The sequence below is a fragment of the Bradyrhizobium sp. TM102 genome (assembly GCF_009176685.1).
Lineage (GTDB): Bacteria > Pseudomonadota > Alphaproteobacteria > Rhizobiales > Xanthobacteraceae > Bradyrhizobium > Bradyrhizobium ottawaense.
Map to the genome: position 1 here is coordinate 1704078 of NZ_AP021855.1, position 19219 is coordinate 1723296.

Annotated in this window: 16 protein-coding genes; 10 read left to right on the plus strand and 6 right to left on the minus strand. The window is 65.3% G+C overall.

From position 1 onward, the window contains the following. Positions 1-61 precede the first annotated feature (61 nt). Together GDN70_RS07995 and GDN70_RS08000 are read left to right on the plus strand one after the other, a co-directional pair. On the plus strand, positions 62-841 hold the full coding sequence (locus GDN70_RS07995) for a L,D-transpeptidase (protein ID WP_038971355.1): 780 nt from the start codon (positions 62-64) through the stop codon (positions 839-841). A 17-nt stretch (positions 842-858) separates the two neighbouring features. Then, on the plus strand, positions 859-1506 hold the full coding sequence (locus GDN70_RS08000) for a DUF2865 domain-containing protein (protein ID WP_028142074.1): 648 nt from the start codon (positions 859-861) through the stop codon (positions 1504-1506). A 217-nt stretch (positions 1507-1723) separates the two neighbouring features. Here GDN70_RS08000 and GDN70_RS08005 read toward each other — a convergent pair whose 3' ends face one another. Together GDN70_RS08005 and GDN70_RS08010 are read right to left on the minus strand one after the other, a co-directional pair. Further along, positions 1724-3817, minus strand: a complete 2094-nt coding sequence (locus tag GDN70_RS08005; RefSeq protein WP_038971356.1) for a methyl-accepting chemotaxis protein — start codon at positions 3815-3817, stop codon at positions 1724-1726. Between the two features lie 198 nt (positions 3818-4015). Beyond that, a complete protein-coding gene (locus GDN70_RS08010; protein WP_038971357.1) occupies positions 4016-6109 on the minus strand; it encodes a methyl-accepting chemotaxis protein in 2094 nt (697 codons plus the stop codon). A gap of 271 nt (positions 6110-6380) precedes the next feature. Between GDN70_RS08010 and GDN70_RS08015 the strand changes: the two genes are divergently transcribed. Further along, complete coding sequence (locus GDN70_RS08015; protein WP_007599832.1) at positions 6381-6536, plus strand: Thivi_2564 family membrane protein; 156 nt, start codon at positions 6381-6383, stop codon at positions 6534-6536. Between the two features lie 169 nt (positions 6537-6705). Here the strand turns inward: GDN70_RS08015 and GDN70_RS08020 are convergent, their stop codons facing one another. From GDN70_RS08020 to cysD, 4 genes are all read right to left on the minus strand, one after another. Then, the gene (locus GDN70_RS08020; protein ID WP_008546815.1) at positions 6706-6906 is read right to left on the minus strand and encodes a CsbD family protein; all 201 of its coding nucleotides are present in this window, start codon (positions 6904-6906) and stop codon (positions 6706-6708) included. Between the two features lie 142 nt (positions 6907-7048). Beyond that, positions 7049-9214 (minus strand): malate synthase G, encoded by a 2166-nt coding sequence (locus GDN70_RS08025; RefSeq protein ID WP_038971358.1) that lies wholly within the window; start codon positions 9212-9214, stop codon positions 7049-7051. 393 nt (positions 9215-9607) lie between these two features. After that, positions 9608-11524 carry an adenylyl-sulfate kinase gene (cysC, locus tag GDN70_RS08030; protein ID WP_152102365.1) on the minus strand — a complete coding sequence of 639 codons (1917 nt, stop codon included), beginning with the start codon at positions 11522-11524 and terminating at the stop codon, positions 9608-9610. A 19-nt stretch (positions 11525-11543) separates the two neighbouring features. Next, complete coding sequence (cysD, locus tag GDN70_RS08035; RefSeq protein ID WP_038950054.1) at positions 11544-12338, minus strand: sulfate adenylyltransferase subunit CysD; 795 nt, start codon at positions 12336-12338, stop codon at positions 11544-11546. Positions 12339-12583: 245 nt separating this feature from the next. On the opposite strand from cysD, the gene cysG reads away from it, so the two are divergent. The 7 genes from cysG (at position 12584) to cysT (ending at position 19214) form a co-directional block, all read left to right on the plus strand. Beyond that, entirely contained in the window at positions 12584-14008 is a 1425-nt protein-coding gene (cysG, locus tag GDN70_RS08040; protein WP_152102366.1) for a siroheme synthase CysG, read from the plus strand. After that, complete coding sequence (locus GDN70_RS08045) at positions 14005-14322, plus strand: DUF2849 domain-containing protein (RefSeq protein WP_028142067.1); 318 nt, start codon at positions 14005-14007, stop codon at positions 14320-14322. The genes cysG and GDN70_RS08045 overlap by 4 nt, the downstream gene beginning before the upstream one ends. Positions 14323-14333: 11 nt before the next feature. Next, entirely contained in the window at positions 14334-15989 is a 1656-nt protein-coding gene (locus tag GDN70_RS08050; RefSeq protein ID WP_038971363.1) for a nitrite/sulfite reductase, read from the plus strand. Beyond that, positions 15976-16491 (plus strand): DUF934 domain-containing protein, encoded by a 516-nt coding sequence (locus GDN70_RS08055; RefSeq protein WP_038971364.1) that lies wholly within the window; start codon positions 15976-15978, stop codon positions 16489-16491. Before GDN70_RS08050 ends, GDN70_RS08055 begins: the two co-directional genes overlap by 14 nt. After that, positions 16488-17219, plus strand: a complete 732-nt coding sequence (locus GDN70_RS08060; protein ID WP_038971365.1) for a phosphoadenylyl-sulfate reductase — start codon at positions 16488-16490, stop codon at positions 17217-17219. The genes GDN70_RS08055 and GDN70_RS08060 overlap by 4 nt, the downstream gene beginning before the upstream one ends. A gap of 108 nt (positions 17220-17327) precedes the next feature. Continuing rightward, complete coding sequence (locus GDN70_RS08065) at positions 17328-18341, plus strand: sulfate ABC transporter substrate-binding protein (RefSeq protein ID WP_085968341.1); 1014 nt, start codon at positions 17328-17330, stop codon at positions 18339-18341. A gap of 87 nt (positions 18342-18428) precedes the next feature. Continuing rightward, complete coding sequence (cysT, locus tag GDN70_RS08070; protein ID WP_038950061.1) at positions 18429-19214, plus strand: sulfate ABC transporter permease subunit CysT; 786 nt, start codon at positions 18429-18431, stop codon at positions 19212-19214. The last annotated feature ends 5 nt before the right edge of the window (positions 19215-19219 follow it).

The window sequence follows — 19219 nt, forward strand, 5'->3', positions numbered from 1 at the left end:
GCCCCCGCGGCGTTTGTTCGCAAGCGCATCACCCTGATGCACGCATCCAACGGGGCAGCACATGACAAAGTTCTCTGCAGTCCGTCGCAGCTTCTCGCCGCGCGTCGTCACCGCCTTCGCCTTCGCGACCGCTCTGCTGGCGGTGCCGTTCGCTGGCGCGAGCGCGCAGACCTACGGCTATGCGCCGATGCAGCCGCAGGCGTATCCGCAGGACCAGGGTTACGCGCAGGGCTATGTGAACGAAGCGCCGCAGCGGCAGGCGGCGGACGAGGATGCCCAGCTGCCCGATCGCCTGCGCAAGCAGATCGTCGGCTTCGACCGCAGCGAGCCGGCCGGCACCATCGTCATCGATACCAACAACACCTATCTCTATTACGTGCTCGGCAATGGTCGTGCGATCCGTTACGGCGTCGGCGTCGGCCGCGAAGGCTTCACCTGGTCCGGCGTGCAGAGCGTCAGCCGCAAGGCGGAATGGCCGGACTGGCATCCGCCGGCCGAGATGATTGCGCGCCAGCCCTATCTGCCGCGCTTCGTCGCCGGCGGTCCCGGCAACCCGCTCGGGGCGCGTGCGATGTATCTCGGCTCCAGTGAATACCGCATCCACGGCACCAACGATCCCTCCACGATCGGCAAGTTCGTCTCCTCCGGCTGCATCCGCATGACCAACGAGGACGTCACCGACCTGTTCGGCCGCGTTAATGTCGGCGCCAAGGTCGTGGTGCTGCCGAAGAACGCGCCGCTGATGGCCAAAGGCGGCGACCCCACGCGCAAGCGTCCAGCCGTGACGGCGATGCCGTCGGGCCGGCAGGCGCTGAACATCGCGACGTCGGCCGTGAACTGAGAGTAAGAGTGAGTCATATGAGCAGACGCCTGATTGGCAAAGTGGCTGGCGGTACGGCGATCATGGTCGTTGTCTCCGCCGGTCTGGCATTCGCACCGTCGGCGCATGCGGAAGATTTCTTCTCGGCGCTGTTCGGTGCGTTCGGAGCGCGGCCTCCACAGATCCGGACACCGTTCCCTGGCGATGACATGCCACGCTACGACGCCCCTCGCCAACGCGCGGCCTATGGCGGCGGCACGGCCTATTGCGTGCGCGGCTGCGACGGCCGCTACTTCCCGGCGCAAGGCAATGATGCCGAGAGCAAGGCGCAATCCTGCAAGAGCTTCTGCCCGGCTTCCGAGACGTCACTGGTCTATGGCAGCAATATCGACGACGCCACGGCTGAGAATGGAAAGCCCTATTCCGACCTGCCGAACGCGTTCCGCTACCGCAACGAGATCGTCGCGGGCTGCACCTGCAACGGCAAGGATCCGGCCGGGCTCGCATCGGTCAAGGTCGAGGACGATCCCACGCTGCGCAAGGGCGATATCGTCGCCGGCGCTGACGGCCTGGTGGTCGCCAGCCGCAACGCCAACGACCGCCGCGGCGTCGCGATGAATTTTTCGCCGCTGCCGGCATCGGTGCGCGCCAAATTCCGCCAGGTGCCTGTGGTGGCGAAGGAGTAGGGCGGCGGCTTCACGTGGGCCTAGCGCTACCGCCTCAATCTCCGCTGTCATCCCGGACAGGCGAAGCGCAGATCCGGGATCCATAACCACAGGGAGGCGTTACGGCACGAGCCGGCAACCACGAGTCTTCGCCGAACTACTCCCCGTGGCTATGGATCCCCGCGTTCGCGGGGATGCCACCGAAGGTGTAGAGCAGTTTGCTATCTAACTTACAACGTTACGCCGCGCGGATCTTGCCGAGGAAGTCGCTGACCTGATGGCCGAGCTGGCGGCTCTGGGTTTCCAGCATCTCGGAGGCCTGCTTGACGTTCTCCGCGGCACCGGCTGCGGTGTCGGCGTCGGCTTTCACGCCGGAGATGTTGTCCGAGACGTTCTTGGTGCCCTGCGCCGCATATTGCGTGCTGCGGGTGATCTCCTGAGTGGCCGCGCCCTGCTCCTGGACGGCGGCGGCGATCGCGGTCGCGACCTCGTTGACTTCGCCGATGATGCCGCCGATCGCCTGGATCGCATTGATGGCATCGCCCGCGACCTTCTGGATCTCGGCGATCTGCTCGGAGATCTCTTCGGTCGCCTTGGCGGTCTGGCTCGCCAACGACTTCACCTCGGAGGCCACGACCGCAAACCCGCGGCCGGCTTCCCCGGCGCGTGCCGCCTCGATCGTGGCGTTCAGGGCCAGCAGGTTGGTCTGTGCCGCGATGGTGTTGATGAGACCGACGACTTCGCCGATGCGCCCCGCCGACTGCGCGAGCCCCTGGACGGTGCTGTCGGTCTCGCGTGCCTGGTTGACGGCGCGGCTGGCGATGCCTGCGGCATGCGCGGCCTGCTGGCTGATGTCGTTGATGGATGCGCTGAGCTCCTCGGCGGCTGCCGCGACGCTCTCGACGCTGGTCGATGCGTCGTTCGAGGCCTTGCCTGCGATCTCGGCGCGTTCATTGGTCTGGCGTGACACCGTGGAGAGGTCGCCCGAGGTCTTGCGCATTTCGCCGGACGCCTCGCTCAGCTCGCCCAGCGACTTGTGCACCACGCCTTCGAACTCGCCGACATAGGCTTCCATCGCGCGCTGTCGCGCGGCGGCACCGGCGTTGCGCTCGCGTTCCTGCTCTTCGATCTTCTGCTTGTCGATGGCCTGCTGCTTGAAGGTCTCCAGTGCGCCGGCGAGCGAGCCGATCTCGTCGCGTCGGTCGAGATAGCCGCTGTCGACGGTGAGGTCGCCGCCGGCGACCCTCAGCATGGCATCGCGAATCCGGTGCAGCGGCGTGATCACGCGGCGGCTGACGGCCAGCATGGCGGCACCGGTCAGGACGATCGCGGCGACGAGCAGGGCGGTGTTGACGATCAGCAACTGCACTGCGGCCGCCCGCTGCGCGGCGGAGTGATCCTTGGCGGCCTGCAGCGCGGCGTCGGCGAGCCTCACCGCGGTCATCATGCGGGGCACCGAATAGGGACTCCACTGGTTGGCGGTCATCGACGGCTTCTCGCCCTTGGCGACCGTCGTGATGACGCCGTCGCGCGTGGCGGCGTATTGCGGATCGAAATAGGTCGACTTGGTCTCGGTCATCGCCGCCGCCAGCGCCGGCGGCAATGGCATGCCGGATGCGGCGAGCTCGATCGCGGTCCAGGCGGTGTCGGTGCCGCCCACCAATTTGGTGTAGGCGAGCTGCACCTCGGGCGCGATCTTGCCGGCGTTGAGTGCATTGCCGACGATCTGCGAGGACTCGCCGGCCGTGTTGCGGAGCAGCCAGGCCATCTGCTTGATGGACAGGAGCTGGTCGATGGTCGCGTCCTGGTGGTTGACGCTCGCCGCGAGCGCGCCCGAGAGTTTTTCGAGCTGCGCCATCAGCGCGTCCTCGGTCGCGACATATTCCTTGGCGAGGCCTGCGCGGCGCTCGGCCTTGGGCTTGACGACCTCGGTCCAGAACTCGGCCTGTGCGGCCAGCAGCGTCTTGTTCAGCTTGCCGAGATCGGCGAGGAACGCCTCGCGCTGGACGATGTCGGTCGTGGGCAGGAGCTCAAGCGTGAGGGCCAGCGCCGGCATCAGCGCCGCGCGCAGCTCGCGGATGTACTTCTCGATGTCCTTGTCCATCGCGACATCGGAAGTGAGCTGGCGGCTGCTGGTCGAGCGGTCGGCCCGAATGTTGGCCATCGCCTTGAACACTTCGGCCGAGGCGGCCGAAACCGCGACGATCCGGTTGGCCTGTTGAAGACGGCCCCATGAGCTCCATGCGCTGATCGAGAAGCCGATGACGACGATGAATGCGGTGGAGAGGATTACCGCCTTCAACAGCGTGGATACGGTCAAGCGATTGAGCATCGGACACCCCGGGTGCGCGTTTCGAGTTCGTGGCCCTGAACGGCAGCCCCACGAATTTCGAAGAGACCAAGGGATGCACGCAACAGATGCGCCCGCCAGCGGCGAGCGCGTGAGGCGCATTTGGCCCGAAAAGGGTAAAAACTTAGGCAGCGTTCCTGCCGTAAAATTACGGGCGCGGCGCCCTCTCCCGATCCGCGCCTACGCCGCGCGGATCTTGCCGAGGAAGTCGCTGACCTCATGGCCGAGCTGGCGGCTCTGGCTCTCCAGCATCTCGGAGGCCTGCTTCACATTGTCGGCGGCTGCGGCGGCAGCGTCCGCATCGGCTTTGACGCCGGTGATGTTGTCCGAGACGTTCTTGGTGCCCTGCGCCGCGAATTGCGTGCTGCGGGTGATCTCCTGCGTCGCCGCACCCTGCTCCTGCACGGCGGCGGCAATGGCGGTCGCCACTTCGTTCACTTCGCCGATGATGCCGCCGATGGTCTGGATCGCGTTGATGGCGTCGCCCGCGACTTTCTGGATGTCGGCGATCTGCTCGGAGATCTCCTCGGTCGCCTTCGCGGTCTGGCTTGCCAGCGACTTCACCTCGGAGGCGACCACGGCAAAGCCGCGGCCGGCTTCGCCGGCGCGCGCCGCTTCGATGGTGGCGTTGAGCGCGAGCAGATTGGTCTGCGCCGCGATGGTGTTGATGAGACCGACGACCTCGCCGATGCGCCCCGCCGACTTCGCCAGGCCCTGCACGGTGCCGTCGGTTTCGCGCGCCTGCGTGACGGCGCGACCGGCGATGCCTGCGGCATGCGCGGCCTGCTGGCTGATGTCGTTGATCGAGGCCGAGAGCTCCTCGGCGGCGGCGGCGACGCTGTCGACGCTCATGGAGGCGTCGTTGGAGGCCTTGCCGGCGACCTGGACGCGATCGTTGGTCTGGCGCGACACGGCGGAGAGGTCGCCCGAGGTCTTGCGCATCTCGCCGGACGCCTCGCCCAATTCGCCCAGCGTCTTGCGCACCGCGCCCTCGAACTCGCCGACATAGGCTTCAACGGCGCGCTGGCGTGCGGAAGCGCCCGCATTGCGCTCGCGCTCCTGCTCTTCGATCTTGAGCTTGTCGGTGGCCTGCTGCTTGAAGGTCTCCAGCGCGCCGGCCAGTGCGCCGATCTCGTCCTGACGATCGAGATAGCCGCTGTCGACGGCAAGGTCGCCGCCGGCGACCTTCAGCATGGCGTCGCGGATGGTGTTGAGCGGATGGATCACGCGGCGGCTCACGAGCATGACCGCGCCGACGGCAAGGCCGATGGCGAGCCCCAGCAATCCAAGCTGCACGATTAGCGCGCGCTGCGCGGCGCCGCGCTGCTCCAGCGTATGGACCTTGGCGGCGTCAAGGGCGGCTTCCGCCACGGTGACAGCGCTGGAAAGGCGGCCGACCGTGAGCGGGCTCCACTGGTTGGCGGTCATCTCGGCCTTCTCGCCCTTGACCAAAGTGTCAGCGAGGCGGTCCCGCAGGGTCAGATATTGCGGCTCGAAATAGGCGGTCTTGGCCGCGGCCATGGCGGAGACGAGCGCGGGCGGCAACTGCATGCCCGAGGCTGACAATTCGAGCGCCTTCCACATCGCCGACGTGCCGCCGACATGCTGGGTGTAGTTGTTGCGGGCTTCCGGTGTGATCTTGCCGGCGGCAAGACCGGTCGAGACGACCAGGGAAGCTTCGCCCGCGGTGTTGCGGAGCAGCCAGGCGTTCTGCTTGATCGACAGCAGCTGGTCGATCACGGCGTCCTGGTGATTGACGGTGGCGGCCAGGACGTTCGACAGCTTGTCGAGCGTTTCGAGCAGGCCGCCCGTCGTCTCCATATATTCCTTCGGCAGGCCAGCGCGGCGCTGATCCCTGGGCTTGGCCATATCCGCCCAGAACTGTTTCTGCTCTTCGGTCAGCAACTTGTGGAGGCGCGCAAGCTCCGGCACCAGCGTGCCCGATTGCGGGAAGTCCATGACCGGCAGCAGCTCCAGCGCGCGTGCCATTGCCGGCATCTCGGTGTCCCGGATCGCGCGCAGATATTTCTCGATCTCGGCATCCATCGGTTCGGCCGAGTTGAGGAGCCGCGTCGTGGTCGATCGGTCGGTGCGCAGGCTGTGCATCGCCTTGAACAAATCGGCGGATGCGTCGGCGGTCTGCGAGATCCGGTTGGCGGTCTTGAGGCGATCCCAGGATTCGTAGGCGGTGAGCGAGAGCGCGAGCACCACGCAGGCCGACGTGATCGCGATCACCGCCTTCAGCAGCGTGGATACGGTCAGACGATTCAGCATCGAAGTCCCCCCAACTCCCATTGCAAAGCTCTTGAAAGCGCCCGGCAACATCGACAAGCCCGGCGCGGCAGAACGGCAATCGCACGCCGTTTGCGGCCCACGGCACCGGCGTCATTTCCGCATCTGAATGGAAAAGGGTAAAATTTTGGGCAGGCCGTCCGATCGTAGAAGTACGTATTTACTAGAAGTTGCAGTGGGTTGCCGCGATGGAACCAGCGCGGGAGACAGGCGTTAGAGCGGTGGTCGCAATTTGCCTGAAGGGGGTTTCGCGATGCTGGTGGGCGTACTCGTCACTTTTCTCGTCGTTATTCTCGTCCTTTATCTCATCAACATGCTGCCGATGGACGGCCGCGCCAAGCAGATCGCGCGCGTGGTCGTCATCATCATCGGCATCGTCTCGCTGCTGAAATATCTCGCGGTGTTCTAGCAAGGGATCAAAGCCGGATGAGCGCAGCGATATCCGGGGTGCCGCAACAAAGGTCCCGGATGTCGCGGAGCCTGTCATCGGGCGGCGCTTCGCGCCGACCCGTTGGCTCATCCGGGCCACTCGCCAAACAAGAAGCCCCGGCTTTCGCCGGGGCTTCGTTTGCGCTGCTTCAGTGCAGCGATTTCAGCCAGTCGTCGACGTCCTGACGAACCTGGTCCTTGGCCTTGCCGTAGCGTTCCTGGAGCCGGCCCTCGAGCTGTTCGCGGCGTCCCTCGATCAATTGGAGGTCGTCGTCGGTGAGCTTGCCCCACTTCTCCTTGGCCGAACCCTTGAACTGCTTCCAGTTTCCTTCGATGCGATTCCAGTCCATGACCATCTCCCATGGGTTGATGGCCGTACAACGCGACCGCCGCGCGGCCGTTCCGCTGCGCGGCGCGACGTTTCGCCCGCTGCGCTCAACAAAAAAGCCCCGGCGTGAGCCGGGGCTTTCGGTGTTTCGAGCCGGCTGACTATCAGCCGTTCGCCTTAGCCTCGCGGCGGCGCGCGGTGAGGATGTATTCGGTGTAGCCGTTCGGCTGCTCGCGGCCTTTGAAGATGAGGTCGCAGGCGGCCTTGAAGGCGACGCCGTCGAAGGCGGGCGCCATCGGCTTGTAGATGGCATCGCCCGCGTTCTGCTTGTCGACAACGACCGCCATGCGCTTGAGCGATTCCATCACCTGCGCCTCGGTGATCACGCCCTGGTGCAGCCAGTTGGCGAGATGCTGGCTGGAGATCCGCAAGGTGGCGCGGTCTTCCATCAGGCCGACGTCGTGGATGTCGGGCACCTTGGAGCAGCCGACGCCCTGGTCGATCCAGCGCACGACATAGCCGAGGATGCCCTGGCAGTTGTTGTCGATCTCCTGCTTGACGTCATCGGGCGCCCAGTTCGACTTCGACACCGGAATGGTGAGGATGTCCGAAAGCTTTGCGCGCGGTCCGCCTTTGGTGAGCTCTTCCTGGCGAGCGATCACGTTGACCTGGTGGTAGTGCAGCGCGTGCAGCGTCGCCGCAGTCGGCGAGGGCACCCAGGCGGTGGTGGCGCCGGCCTGCGGATGGCCAAGCTTCTGCGCCAGCATGTCCGCCATCTTGTCGGGGGCGGCCCACATGCCCTTGCCGATCTGGGCGTGCCCGGGCAGGCCACAGGTCAGGCCCATGTCGACGTTCCAGTCCTCATAGGCCTTGATCCAGGCCTGCGCCTTCATCTCGTTCTTGCGGATCATTGGGCCGGCTTCCATCGAGGTGTGGATCTCGTCGCCGGTGCGGTCGAGGAAGCCGGTGTTGATGAACATGATGCGCTTGGAGGCGCGCTGGATGCAGGCCTTGAGGTTGACGGTGGTGCGCCGCTCCTCGTCCATGATGCCGACCTTGAGCGTGTTCTCCGGCAGCGACAGCATCTTCTCGACGCGGTCGAAGATCTCGCAGGTGAGCGACACCTCGTCCGGGCCGTGCATCTTCGGCTTGACGATATAGGCAGATCCCGTGCGGCTGTTCTTGACCTTCGAATTGCCCTTGAGGTCGTGGATCGCGAGCAGGCCGGAGACGGCGGCGTCCAGAAGGCCTTCCGGAATCTCCTCGCCCTTCTCGTCCAGCACCGCGTCGGTGAACATGTGGTGACCGCAATTGCGCATCAAGAGCAGGCTGCGGCCGTGCAGCTTGACCTCGCCCTTGCCGTCCGGGGTCTTGTAGCTGCGGTCGGCGTTGAGCGAGCGCGTCAGCGTCTTGCCGCCCTTCTCGAAATCGGCCGACAGCGTGCCGTTCATCAGGCCGAGCGTGTTGCGGTAGACCAGCACCTTGTCCTCGGCATCGACGGCTGCGACCGAATCCTCCATGTCGAGGATGGTGGAAACCGCGGATTCCATGATCATGTCGGCGACGCCGGCCGGATCGTCCTTGCCGATCGCGCTGCTGCGGTCGATCTTCACCTCGACATGCAGGCCATTGTTGGCGAGCAGCACGGCCGAAGGCGCGGCCGCATCGCCCTGGAAGCCGGCGAACTGCGCCGCGTTCTTCAGCGCGGTGGCATTGCCGCTCTTCAGCTTCACTGCGAGCTGGCCCGCGACGACACTGTAGGCGGTGACGTCGGTGTGGCTGCCGGTGGCAAGCGGCACAGCGGCATCGAGGAACGCCTTGGCCTTGGCGATCACCTTGTCGCCGCGCGCCTTGTTGTAGCCCTTGCCGCTCTCGGACGGATCATGCGGGATCGCATCGGTGCCGTAGAAGGCGTCATAGAGCGAACCCCAGCGCGCATTCGCCGCGTTCAGCGCATAGCGCGCGTTGGTGAGGGGCACGACGAGCTGCGGGCCGCAGATCTTGCCGATCTCCTCGTCGACATTGGCGGTCTCGACCTTCTGGGTCGCCGGCTCCGGAACGAGATAGCCGATCTCCTTCAGGAAGGCGGTATAGGCGTTGAGGTCGAACGCCTTGCCTTTGCTGGCGCGGTGCCAGTCGTCGATCTTGGCCTGCAACGTGTCGCGCACCGCCAGCAATGCGCGGTTCTTCGGCCCCAGATCCTTGATGATGGCGGCAAGCCCGGCCCAGAACGCATCCGGCGCGATCCCCGTTTTCGGGGCCGCTTCCTTGGCGATGAAATCAAACAGGACGGGAGCGATCTTCAATCCGTGGGCGTCGACGCGTTTCATGATGGGCTTTCTTGTTGGAAATGGCTGTTTTTGGCTGCTTTTGACCCGACAGCAGCAAAATGCGCCCACGAGGGAGCGGCTTTCGGGGCCTATTAGCCCCAAAATCGGGGCGGTGAGAAGACCCCCAGGGGTTTGTCAAAATGTCAAGAGCAGGTGTGGCGGGCAGCTGGCTTTACAAATTTGATCCCAACTTCGCGCCACGGACACAACTGCGCTCCCTCCCCCTTGTGGGGGAGGGCGGGGGAGAGGGGTGGCTCAGGAAAAGGTGTGTGTCGGGATTCGACGGGAGCGGAGTGCTCTGATTGATTGAGAGAGTCCCCGTGTGGACCCCTCTCCCTAGCCCTCCCCCGCAAGGGGGAGGGAACGCAGCTGCGCAAGCGGATGGAGCCTGCCTCAAATATTCGCGGCGAGGTCCACGGTTTCGTCGAACAGCACGCCCGTCGTCTTCAGCATCTGCTCGATCTCATCGGCTGCCTCGGCGACGGTCCGCGTCGAGGTGTCGATCACGAGCTCGGCCGCCTGAGGCGCTTCGTAGTCGTTACCGATGCCGGTGAACGACGCCAGCGCGCCGGCGCGGGCCTTCTTGTAGTGCCCCTTGGGGTCGCGATCCTCGCAGACCTCTGCCGGCGTCGCGACATGGATCTCGCGGAACGCGGTGTCGGCGATGCGGCGCGCCGTGGCGCGGTCCTCGCGCGCGGGCGAGACCGCGGCGACGATGGCGATATGGCCGTTACGTGCGAGATGCGTTGCGACTTCGGCAAGGCGGCGGATGTTCTCGCTGCGGTCAGCCGTGGAGAAGCCGAGATCGCTGTTGAGCCCGGCGCGCAGCGTGTCGCCGTCGAGCAGGATCGGCGAGCCGCCATTGGTGAACAGCCGCCGTTCCAGCGCCTTGGCGAGCGTCGACTTGCCCGAGGCCGGCAGGCCGGTGAGCCAGACCACCGCGCCGTTGTGCTGATAGCGCGCGGAGCGCTCGTCGGGACGAAGTGCGGATTCCACCGGCACGATGTCCACCGGCAAGGCGCGCTGGCCGGCATCGACCGACAGCACCAGACCGCCGCCGGCGATGCGCCCGGAGACTTCGATCACGAGACGGCCGGTGCTAGGATTCTCGGTGTAGGGATCGGTGGCAATCGGATTCGACAGCGAGATGTCGATCTCGCCGACATGGTTGCGGCCGATCGCCTTGTTCTCGCTGCTCGAGAGCTCGCCCGGATCGACCGCCTTCTCGATCGCGACGACCGTGGCGCGGCTTTCCTTCGGCCCGCAGCGGACCAGGAGCTGGTCGCCCTTGGCGAGCGGCTTGTCGTGCAGCCAGAAGATCCGCGCGCGCAGCCGCCGCGTCTCGCGCGGGGCGGCGCTCGCGTGCGCGATGATATCGCCGCGCTCGACGAATAGTTCGCGGTCGAGCGTAATGCCGACCGAGCGGCCCGCGCCCTGCCGTCCCGCAACCGGCGTCACCGGCCAGCTCTCGACGGTCTTGATCTTCGCGATCTTGCCAGCCGGCATGATCACGATCTCGTCGCCGGCAATGAGGCTGCCGGATTCGATGCGGCCCGCGACGATGCGGCGGTCGTCGAACTTGTAGATCGCCTGCACCGGCAGCCGCAGCGCCAGCGCTTCCAGCGGCCGGGCCGGCTCGAGAGCGTCGAGCGCCTCGACCACCGTCGGTCCCTTGTACCAGGAGATGCGATCGGTGCGCATTGCGACGCCGTCGCCGTCGCGCGCGGAGATCGGGATCACCGCCGTGGGCTTCACGCCGAGGCCGTTCAGATGCGCGGAGATCTCGTCGCTGATCTCCTTGAAACGCTCTGCGGAGAAGTCGACTCGGTCCATCTTGTTGACGACGATCGCGACCTGCTTCACGCCGAGCAGATGCAGGAGATAGCCGTGCCGCCGTGTCTGGTCGCGCACGCCTTCGAGCGCGTCGATGATCAGCACCGCGCCGTCGGCCTGCGAGGCGCCGGTGATCATGTTGCGCAGGAATTCGGCGTGGCCGGGCGCGTCGATCAGAACGATGTCGCGCGAATTGGTGCGGAAGCGGATCTGCGTGGTGTCGATGGTGATGCCCTGGTCCCGCTCGGTCTGCAGCGCATCCAGCAGGAACGACCATTCGAACGGCATGCCGCGTCGCGCGCTGACGGCTTTCAGCATGTCGAGCTTGCCGTCGGGCAGGCTGCCGGTCTCGTGCAAGAGGCGGCCGACCAGCGTCGATTTGCCGTGATCGACATGGCCGACGATGACGATGCGGACCTGCGGACGGGTGGTGCCGTTCGGGGTGGCCGGCGAAGCGGGGGTGACGATCATGTTCATATCGCGCTCGCGTTCTTGATCAGAGATAGCCGGCGACGCGCAGGCGCTCGAAGGCGTCCTCGGTCTCGTGGTCGAGTGCGCGGCCGGCGCGCTCCGGCACCTTGGTCTGCTCGAGCTCGATCAGGATCTCGTCGATGTTGGACGCGGTCGACGCGACCGGATTGGTGATGTCCTGATCCCCCAGCGAGCGATAGCGCTTGCCGTCCCTGGCGAGATATAGCGGGATGATCGGGATGTTCTCGCGCTTGGTGTAGGCCCAGATGTCGGCCTCGGTCCAATGCAGGATCGGATGGATGCGCAGATGCGCGCCCTGCGGCGGCGAGGCGTTGAAATGGTCCCAGAACTCCGGCGGCTGGTCGCGCACGTCCCAATTGCCTTCGAGCCCGCGCGGCGAGAACACACGCTCCTTGGCGCGCGTTGCCTCCTCGTCGCGGCGGATGCCGGCGATCAGGCCGTCAAAGCCGAATTTGCCGAGCGCCATCTTGAGGCCTTCGGTCTTGCGCGCAGCGGAGCGCGCGGCCGGCGGCAGCGTCGGATCGACGGCATCGATGGGCGGGCAGGGCTCGACGCGCAGATCGAGATCCCATTCTTTGCCGTAGTGATCCCGAAAGCGGTACATCTCCGGAAACTTCTTGCCGGTGTCGACATGCAAAGCCGGGAACGGCACGCGGCCGAAGAACGCTTTCCGCGCCAGCCAGATCATGACGTTGGAGTCCTTCCCGAGCGACCACAGCAGCGCGATCTTCTTCAGCCGGGCGAAGGCCTCGCGGAAGATGTAGATGCTCTGCGCCTCGAGCTGGTCGAGATGGTCCATGCTGGGGGCAAGGTCAGCAGAAAATTCTTGCGTGCGTGCGCGCTCGGCCGGGGCCGCGCTGCTCAGTCCGCTCGCTGCGGAATCGTCCTTGAGAAGATGCATCTCTGCCACTTTGCGTTTGGAGGCGAAAATTCTATAGTTGCGGTGCGGAAGAGAAGAAAAAATTTTCTCTTTGCGCGCTCGAAACGACACATATATAGAAAATAATTCCAGTCAACCCCGGATGTGGGGGAAGCGAGTATCGCATGCGGTTCTTGCCGGTGTTTCTCGATCTCAAGGCCGGTCCGGTGGTCCTCATCGGCGCGGGTGAGCTTTTGCGTGCCAAGCTGCGCGTGCTCGCTGCGGCCGGTGCGCGCATCCGCGTGCATGCGATCGACGGCAATCATGATTTGGGTCTCAACTCGGAGGACGCGGTGCGGATCGAGATCGCTGCCGGCGATCCACTGACCGCCGATCTCGCCGGCGTCATCGCCATCGTCTGCGCTGGTGCGGGTGATGTCGGCGTGGCGATGTCGGTTCGCGCCAAGGCTCTCGGTCTGCCCGTCAACGTCATGGACGATCTCGAACATTCCAGCTTCATCTTCCCGGCGATCGTCGATCGCGGCGATGTCGTGGTCGCAGTCGGCACCGGCGGCACCTCGCCCGTCGTGGCACGGCGCGTGCGCGAGAAGATCGAGGCGCTGCTGCCGGCCCGTATCGGCGAGCTCGCCGAGTTCATCGGCGGCTTTCGCAAGTCCATCAACGAGCGCATCACTGAGTTTCCGCTGCGCCGCCGGTTCTGGGAGCGCGTCATCGACGGCCCGATCGGCGCCGCCGTGCTCGGCGGCCGCAGGAGCGAGGCGGATGCCGCGCTCAAGGCGATTGCCGATCCCTCCGAATTCGCGCGTGCCGACGAGCCCGAAGGCTCGGTCGCGTTGGTCGGCGCCGGTCCCGGAGATCCCGATCTTCTCACCATCAAAGCGCTGCGCGCATTGCAGGACGCCGACATCGTCTTCCATGACGAGCTGGTCTCGGGCGAAATTCTCGACCGCATCCGCCGTGACACCACGCGCGTTGCCGTCGGCCGCCGCGTCGGCAAGCCCGGCATCGGCCAGGACGCCATCAACAAGCGCATGATCGAGGCCGCGCAATCCGGTCAGCGCGTGGTGCGGCTGAAGGGCGGCGATCCCTTCGTGTTCGGCCGTGGTGGCGAAGAGGTCGAAGCCCTGCGCGCGGCAGGCGTCGCCTATTCGATCATCCCCGGCATCACCGCGGGGCTCGGCGGCGCCGCCGATTTCGAGGTGCCGCTCACCTACCGTCACGAAGCGACCCGCATCACCTTCCTCACCGCGCACAAGGCGCGCGATGCGGAAGTCGTGGACTGGTCGACGCTGACCGACACCAAAATGACCGTCGTCGTCTACATGGGCATGACCGCGGCGCCGGCCGTGCGCGCCGGCCTGTTCGCCGCCGGCCGTTCGCCGGAGACGCCGGTCGGCGTGTTCGCGCGCGTCACCCGTCCCGACGCGCAGAGCGCGATCGGCACGCTGCGCGACCTTCCCGAGCTGGTGCGGCGGGTCAGCGGCGGTCCCGCCATTCTCATCATCGGCGAGGTGGTCCGGCATGCCGGTTCCCTTCGCCGCGAAACCCCAAAGCAAATCATCTCTGACCTATTGGATGCAGCCGAATGACCTCCCCGCTTGAACAGAAGAAGATCAAGATCGCCGGCCCCTCGATCGTGACCGCCAACCGTACCTGGGACGGCATCGTGGTTTATCGCACCGCCGCCAGGAGCTGGTCCCCGGACCTGTCGGAAGCTGCGATCGTGCGCAACTCCGACGAGGCCAAGGCGTTGCTTGCGGAGTCCGTCGCCGATGACGTCGGCGCGATCGGTCCCTATATCGCCCCGGTGCAGGTCGGCGCGGACGGCAAGATCGAACCCGGCAATCTGCGCGAACAGATCCGCCGCACCGGTGTGACCATCGGACAGTCGGCCCAGGTTTAAGGCGCTTTCTTATGTATGCTTACGACGAAATCGACCGCACGCTCGTCAATGAGCGCGTCTCGGAGTTCCGCGACCAGGTGAAGCGGCGCCTCTCCGGCGAGCTCACCGAGGACGAGTTCAAGATCTTGCGCCTGCAGAACGGCGTCTATCTGCAACTGCACGCCTACATGTTCCGCGTTGCGATCCCCTATGGCACGCTGGCGACGAACCAGCTGCGGGCGCTCGCCCATGTCGCGCGCAAATACGACCGCGGCTACGGCCATTTCACCACGCGGCAGAACATCCAGTTCAACTGGATCAAGCTCGCCGAATTGCCGGACGCGCTGGAAGATCTCGCCAAGGTTGGCATCCATGCGATGCAGACCTCCGGCAACAACATGCGCAACGTCACCTCGGACCAGTGGGCCGGCGTCGCGCCGGGCGAGATCGAGGATCCCCGCATCTGGTCGGAGCTGATCCGCCAGCACACCACGCTGCATCCGGAGTTCTCGTTCCTGCCGCGCAAGTTCAAGATCGCGATCACCGCGTCGGACCACGACCGTGCCGCGATCAAGATCCACGACATCGGCCTTCGCCTGATCAAGAACGAAAAGGGCGAGACCGGCTTCGAGGTGCTGGTCGGCGGCGGTCTTGGCCGCACGCCGTTCATCGCCAAGACCATCAAGCACTTCGTGCACGGCCGCGATATTCTCAGCTATATCGAGGCGATCCTGCGCGTCTACAATCAGTACGGTCGTCGCGACAACATCTACAAGGCGCGCATCAAGATCCTGGTGCACGAGCTCGGCATCGAGAAGTTCTCCCGCGAGGTCGAGGAGGAGTGGCAGCACATCCGCAACTCCTCGCTCCAGATCGACGACGAGGTGATCGAGGACATCCGCTCGCGCTTCACCTATCCTCCTTACGAAAAGCTCCCGCACATGCCGGACGAACTTCGGCAGGCGGCGGCCGATCCCGATTTCGAAGCGTGGCGCAAGAACTCGGTGGCCCCGCACAAGAACCAGGGCTACTCCATCGTCACGATCTCGCTGAAGCCGATTGGCGCGCCTCCGGGCGATGCCACGGCGGAGCAGATGGATGCGCTGGCCGATCTCGCCGACAAATATTCCTTCGGTGAGATCCGCGTTGGCCACGAGCAGAACCTGGCGCTGCCGCATGTCGCCAAGCGCGATCTGCCGGCGCTGTGGAAGGCGCTCGACAAGCTTGGCCTCGCGACGCCGAACGTCAACCTGATCACCGACATCATCGCCTGCCCGGGTCTCGACTATTGCTCGCTGGCGAATGCGCGCTCGATCCCGATCGCGCAGGAACTGACGCGGCGCTTCGCCAACCACGAGCTCGCCAACCTGATCGGCCGGCTCCACATCAACATCTCAGGCTGCATCAACGCCTGCGGTCATCACCATGTCGGCCATATCGGCATTCTCGGCGTCGAGAAGAACGGCGAGGAAGTTTACCAGATCACCATCGGCGGCCGTGCAGACGAAAACGCCGCGCTCGGGAACCTGATCGGGCCGGGCGTCAAGTTCGACGAGGTCGCCGACGTCGTCGAGGACATCGTGGAAGCCTATCTGGCGCTGCGCGAGCGGCCCGACGAGCTGTTCATGGACACAGTGAAACGCCTCGGCGTCGAACCCTTCAAGGAGCGCGTCTATGCCACTCGTTAACGGCGGAAAGATCGCCGACGACAGCTTCGTCAAGCTGGCCGTCGACACGCCGCTGCCCGAGGGCGGCGACATCCTGGTGCCGGCCGAGCGCTTCATCGGCGAGGCCGATGCGCTGCTCAAGCGTGCCGGCAAGGTCGGCGTGATCTGGCCGAACAACCGCGACATCGCCGAACTGGTCCCCTATCTCGGCAAGATCGCCGTCGTTGCGCTGGTGTTCCCGACCTTCCGCGACGGCCGTGCCTACAGCCAGGCCCGGCTGCTGCGCGAGCGTTACAATTACCGCGGCGAATTGCGCGCCACCGGCCAGGTGCTGCGCGACCAGTTCGTGTTCATGCTGCGCGCCGGCTTTGATTCCTTCGACGTCAAGAAGCAGGCCGACGCGGAAGCCTTCATGCAGACCGCCAAGCGCTATTCGGTGTTCTACCAGCCGACCGGCGACGGCCGCATCACGGCCTTGCACCGGCGCATGCAGCTGCGCCATTCCGAAGGCGTCGGCACGTGAACGCGATCGCGCCTCAGGTTTCGCCGACGTCTGCCTCTGCGCTGCCGTCGGCGGACGAACTCGATCGCGCGCTGCGCGATGCCTCGCCCGCGGAGATCGTCGCCGCGGCGCTGAAGACGGTCGGGCGCGAAAAGCTGGCGCTGGTGTCGTCGTTCGGCACGGAATCGGCGACGCTGCTGAAGGTCATGGCGGACGTCGACCCCGCGATCCCCGTGATCTTCCTCGATACCGGCTGGCTGTTCGAGGAGACGCTGGCCTATCGCGACACGCTGATCGCGACGCTTGGCCTGAAGGACGTGCGTTCGATCAAGCCTGCGGAAGAAACATTGTCGCGTGACGATCCCGATCGCGACCTCTGGTTCTCCGATCCCGACGCCTGCTGCCGCATTCGTAAAGTCGAGCCGCTGGCGCGGGCATTGAAGCCGTTCTCGGCCTGGCTCAATGGCCGCAAGCGCTTCCAGGGCAATGCGCGCGCCGACATTCCGGTGGTCGAAGACGATGGCGCGCGGTTGAAGTTCAACCCCTTCGCCAACGTCTCGCGCGAGGAACTCGAGGCCATCTTCGTCCGCGCCAAATTGCCGCGTCATCCACTGGCCGCCTCCGGTTTCCTGTCGGTTGGGTGTATGCCTTGCACGAGCAGAACGGCCGAGGGTGAGGATGAACGTGCCGGTCGCTGGCGCGGCCGGGCCAAGACAGAATGCGGCATCCACACGATGAAGACTTCGTAGCACAGTCACGCTGCCACGCTGCGAACAAGAAAATCCGGTTTCGTTGACTTAAGCGCGTTTCGCCGCGAGTTTCGCCTGCCTTCGCTGACACTGATGTCGTCGAAGTGAATGGAGATGGACATGATCCGCCGTATCGTTCCGCTCGCTGCAGGACTTCTCGCGACGGGTTTCTTGGCAAGCGCGGCTCTCGCTGCTGACATCAATCTGCTCAACGTGTCGTATGATCCGACGCGCGAGCTCTATGCCGAATTCAACAAGGCGTTCGCGAACGCCTATCAGAAAGAGACCGGCAAGAGCGTCGAGATCAAGCAGTCGCATGGCGGCAGCGGTTCGCAGGCGCGGGCGGTGATCGACGGATTGCAGGCCGATGTGGTGACGCTCGCGCTCGCCTACGACATCGACGCGATCGCCGGCAAGGGCCTCACGGCGACGGACTGGCAGAAGCGGTTACCGCAGAATGCGTCGCCCTACACGTCAACCATCGTGTTCCTGGTGCGCAAGGGCAACCCCAAGGCGATCAAGGACTGGGACGATCTGATCAAGCCGGGCGTTGCCGTGATCACGCCGAACCCGAAGACGTCGGGCGGCGCGCGCTGGAATTATCTGGCGGCCTGGGGCTTTGCGCAGAAGAAATACGGCGCCGCCGACAAGGCCAAGGACTTCATCGGAAAGCTCTACCAGCAGGTGCCGGTGCTCGATACCGGCGCGCGCGGCGCCACCGTGACCTTCGTCGAGCGCGGCGTCGGCGACGTGCTGCTCGCCTGGGAGAACGAGGCGTTTCTCGCCCTGAAGGAATTCGGCCGGGAGAAATTCGAGATCGTGGCGCCGCCGCAATCCATCCTCGCCGAGCCGCCGGTCGCGATCGTCGACAAGGTTGCCGACAAGAAGGGCACCCGCAACGCCGCCGATGCCTACCTCCAGTATTGGTACACCAAGGAGGGGCAGGAGATCGCCGCGCGCAACTTCTACCGCCCGCGCGATGCCGAGATTGCTAAAAAGTACGAAAATGCCTTCGCAAAGGTCGAACTATTCACGATCGACGACGTTTTCGGTGGTTGGACCAAGGCGCAGAAGGAACATTTCGCCGACGGCGGCATCTTTGACCAGATCTATAAGAATTGATCTGGCGCTGTCTTATGGGCTTTAGCAGGGGGCCTGGTGAGCGCACGCGCAGCACGACGCCGGACATTGCCGGGCTTCGGTCTCACCATGGGACTGACGCTTTCCTGGCTGTCGATCATCATCCTGATTCCGCTCGCCGGGCTGTTCCTGAAATCGCTCGAGCTCAGCCCCGAGCAGTTCTGGAACATCCTCTCCAGCCGGCGCACCCTGAATGCCCTGCGGGTTTCCTTCGGCCTCGCGTTCGCGGCGGCCTGCGTCAACCTCGTCATGGGCAGCATCATCGTCTGGGCGCTGGTGCGCTACCGCTTCCCCGGCCGGCGGCTGTTCGACGCCATCGTCGACGTGCCCTTCGCGCTGCCGACGGCGGTCGCCGGGGTCGCGCTGACCGCGCTGTTCGCCGAGAAGGGCTGGCTCGGGGCGCCGCTCGCGGCGCTCGGCATTAAGGTGGCGTTCACGCCGGTCGGCATCTTCGTCGCCATGATCTTCATCGGCATTCCCTTCGTGGTGCGCACGGTGCAGCCGGTGCTGCAGGATCTCGACCCCGAGATCGAGGAGGCCGCGGGCAGCCTGGGCGCCAGCCGCTGGCAGACCATCATCCGCGTGATCCTGCCCTCGCTCGCGCCGGCGCTGCTCACCGGGCTCGCGCTCGCCTTTGCCCGCGCGGTCGGTGAATACGGCTCGGTGATCTTCATTGCCGGCAATCTGCCTAATGTCTCCGAGATCGCGCCGCTCTTGATCGTGATCCGGCTGTCCGAATTTCGCTACGCCGACGCGACCGCCATCGCTGTGGTCATGCTCGTCGTCTCCTTCGTCATCATTTTCGCCGTCAACCGGCTCCAGCGCTGGGCGCGGAGCCGGATCCCGGCGCGCTGAGGAGG

Coding starts and splice junctions, on each gene's coding strand:
- GDN70_RS07995 (WP_038971355.1), top strand. CDS start 62: ATGACAAAGTTCTCTGCAGTCCGTCGCAGCTTCTCGCCGCGCGTCGTC.
- GDN70_RS08000 (WP_028142074.1), top strand. CDS start 859: ATGAGCAGACGCCTGATTGGCAAAGTGGCTGGCGGTACGGCGATCATG.
- GDN70_RS08005 (WP_038971356.1), bottom strand. CDS start 3,817: ATGCTCAATCGCTTGACCGTATCCACGCTGTTGAAGGCGGTAATCCTC.
- GDN70_RS08010 (WP_038971357.1), bottom strand. CDS start 6,109: ATGCTGAATCGTCTGACCGTATCCACGCTGCTGAAGGCGGTGATCGCG.
- GDN70_RS08015 (WP_007599832.1), top strand. CDS start 6,381: ATGCTGGTGGGCGTACTCGTCACTTTTCTCGTCGTTATTCTCGTCCTT.
- GDN70_RS08020 (WP_008546815.1), bottom strand. CDS start 6,906: ATGGACTGGAATCGCATCGAAGGAAACTGGAAGCAGTTCAAGGGTTCG.
- GDN70_RS08025 (WP_038971358.1), bottom strand. CDS start 9,214: ATGAAACGCGTCGACGCCCACGGATTGAAGATCGCTCCCGTCCTGTTT.
- cysC (WP_152102365.1), bottom strand. CDS start 11,524: ATGAACATGATCGTCACCCCCGCTTCGCCGGCCACCCCGAACGGCACC.
- cysD (WP_038950054.1), bottom strand. CDS start 12,338: ATGGACCATCTCGACCAGCTCGAGGCGCAGAGCATCTACATCTTCCGC.
- cysG (WP_152102366.1), top strand. CDS start 12,584: ATGCGGTTCTTGCCGGTGTTTCTCGATCTCAAGGCCGGTCCGGTGGTC.
- GDN70_RS08045 (WP_028142067.1), top strand. CDS start 14,005: ATGACCTCCCCGCTTGAACAGAAGAAGATCAAGATCGCCGGCCCCTCG.
- GDN70_RS08050 (WP_038971363.1), top strand. CDS start 14,334: ATGTATGCTTACGACGAAATCGACCGCACGCTCGTCAATGAGCGCGTC.
- GDN70_RS08055 (WP_038971364.1), top strand. CDS start 15,976: ATGCCACTCGTTAACGGCGGAAAGATCGCCGACGACAGCTTCGTCAAG.
- GDN70_RS08065 (WP_085968341.1), top strand. CDS start 17,328: ATGGAGATGGACATGATCCGCCGTATCGTTCCGCTCGCTGCAGGACTT.
- cysT (WP_038950061.1), top strand. CDS start 18,429: ATGGGACTGACGCTTTCCTGGCTGTCGATCATCATCCTGATTCCGCTC.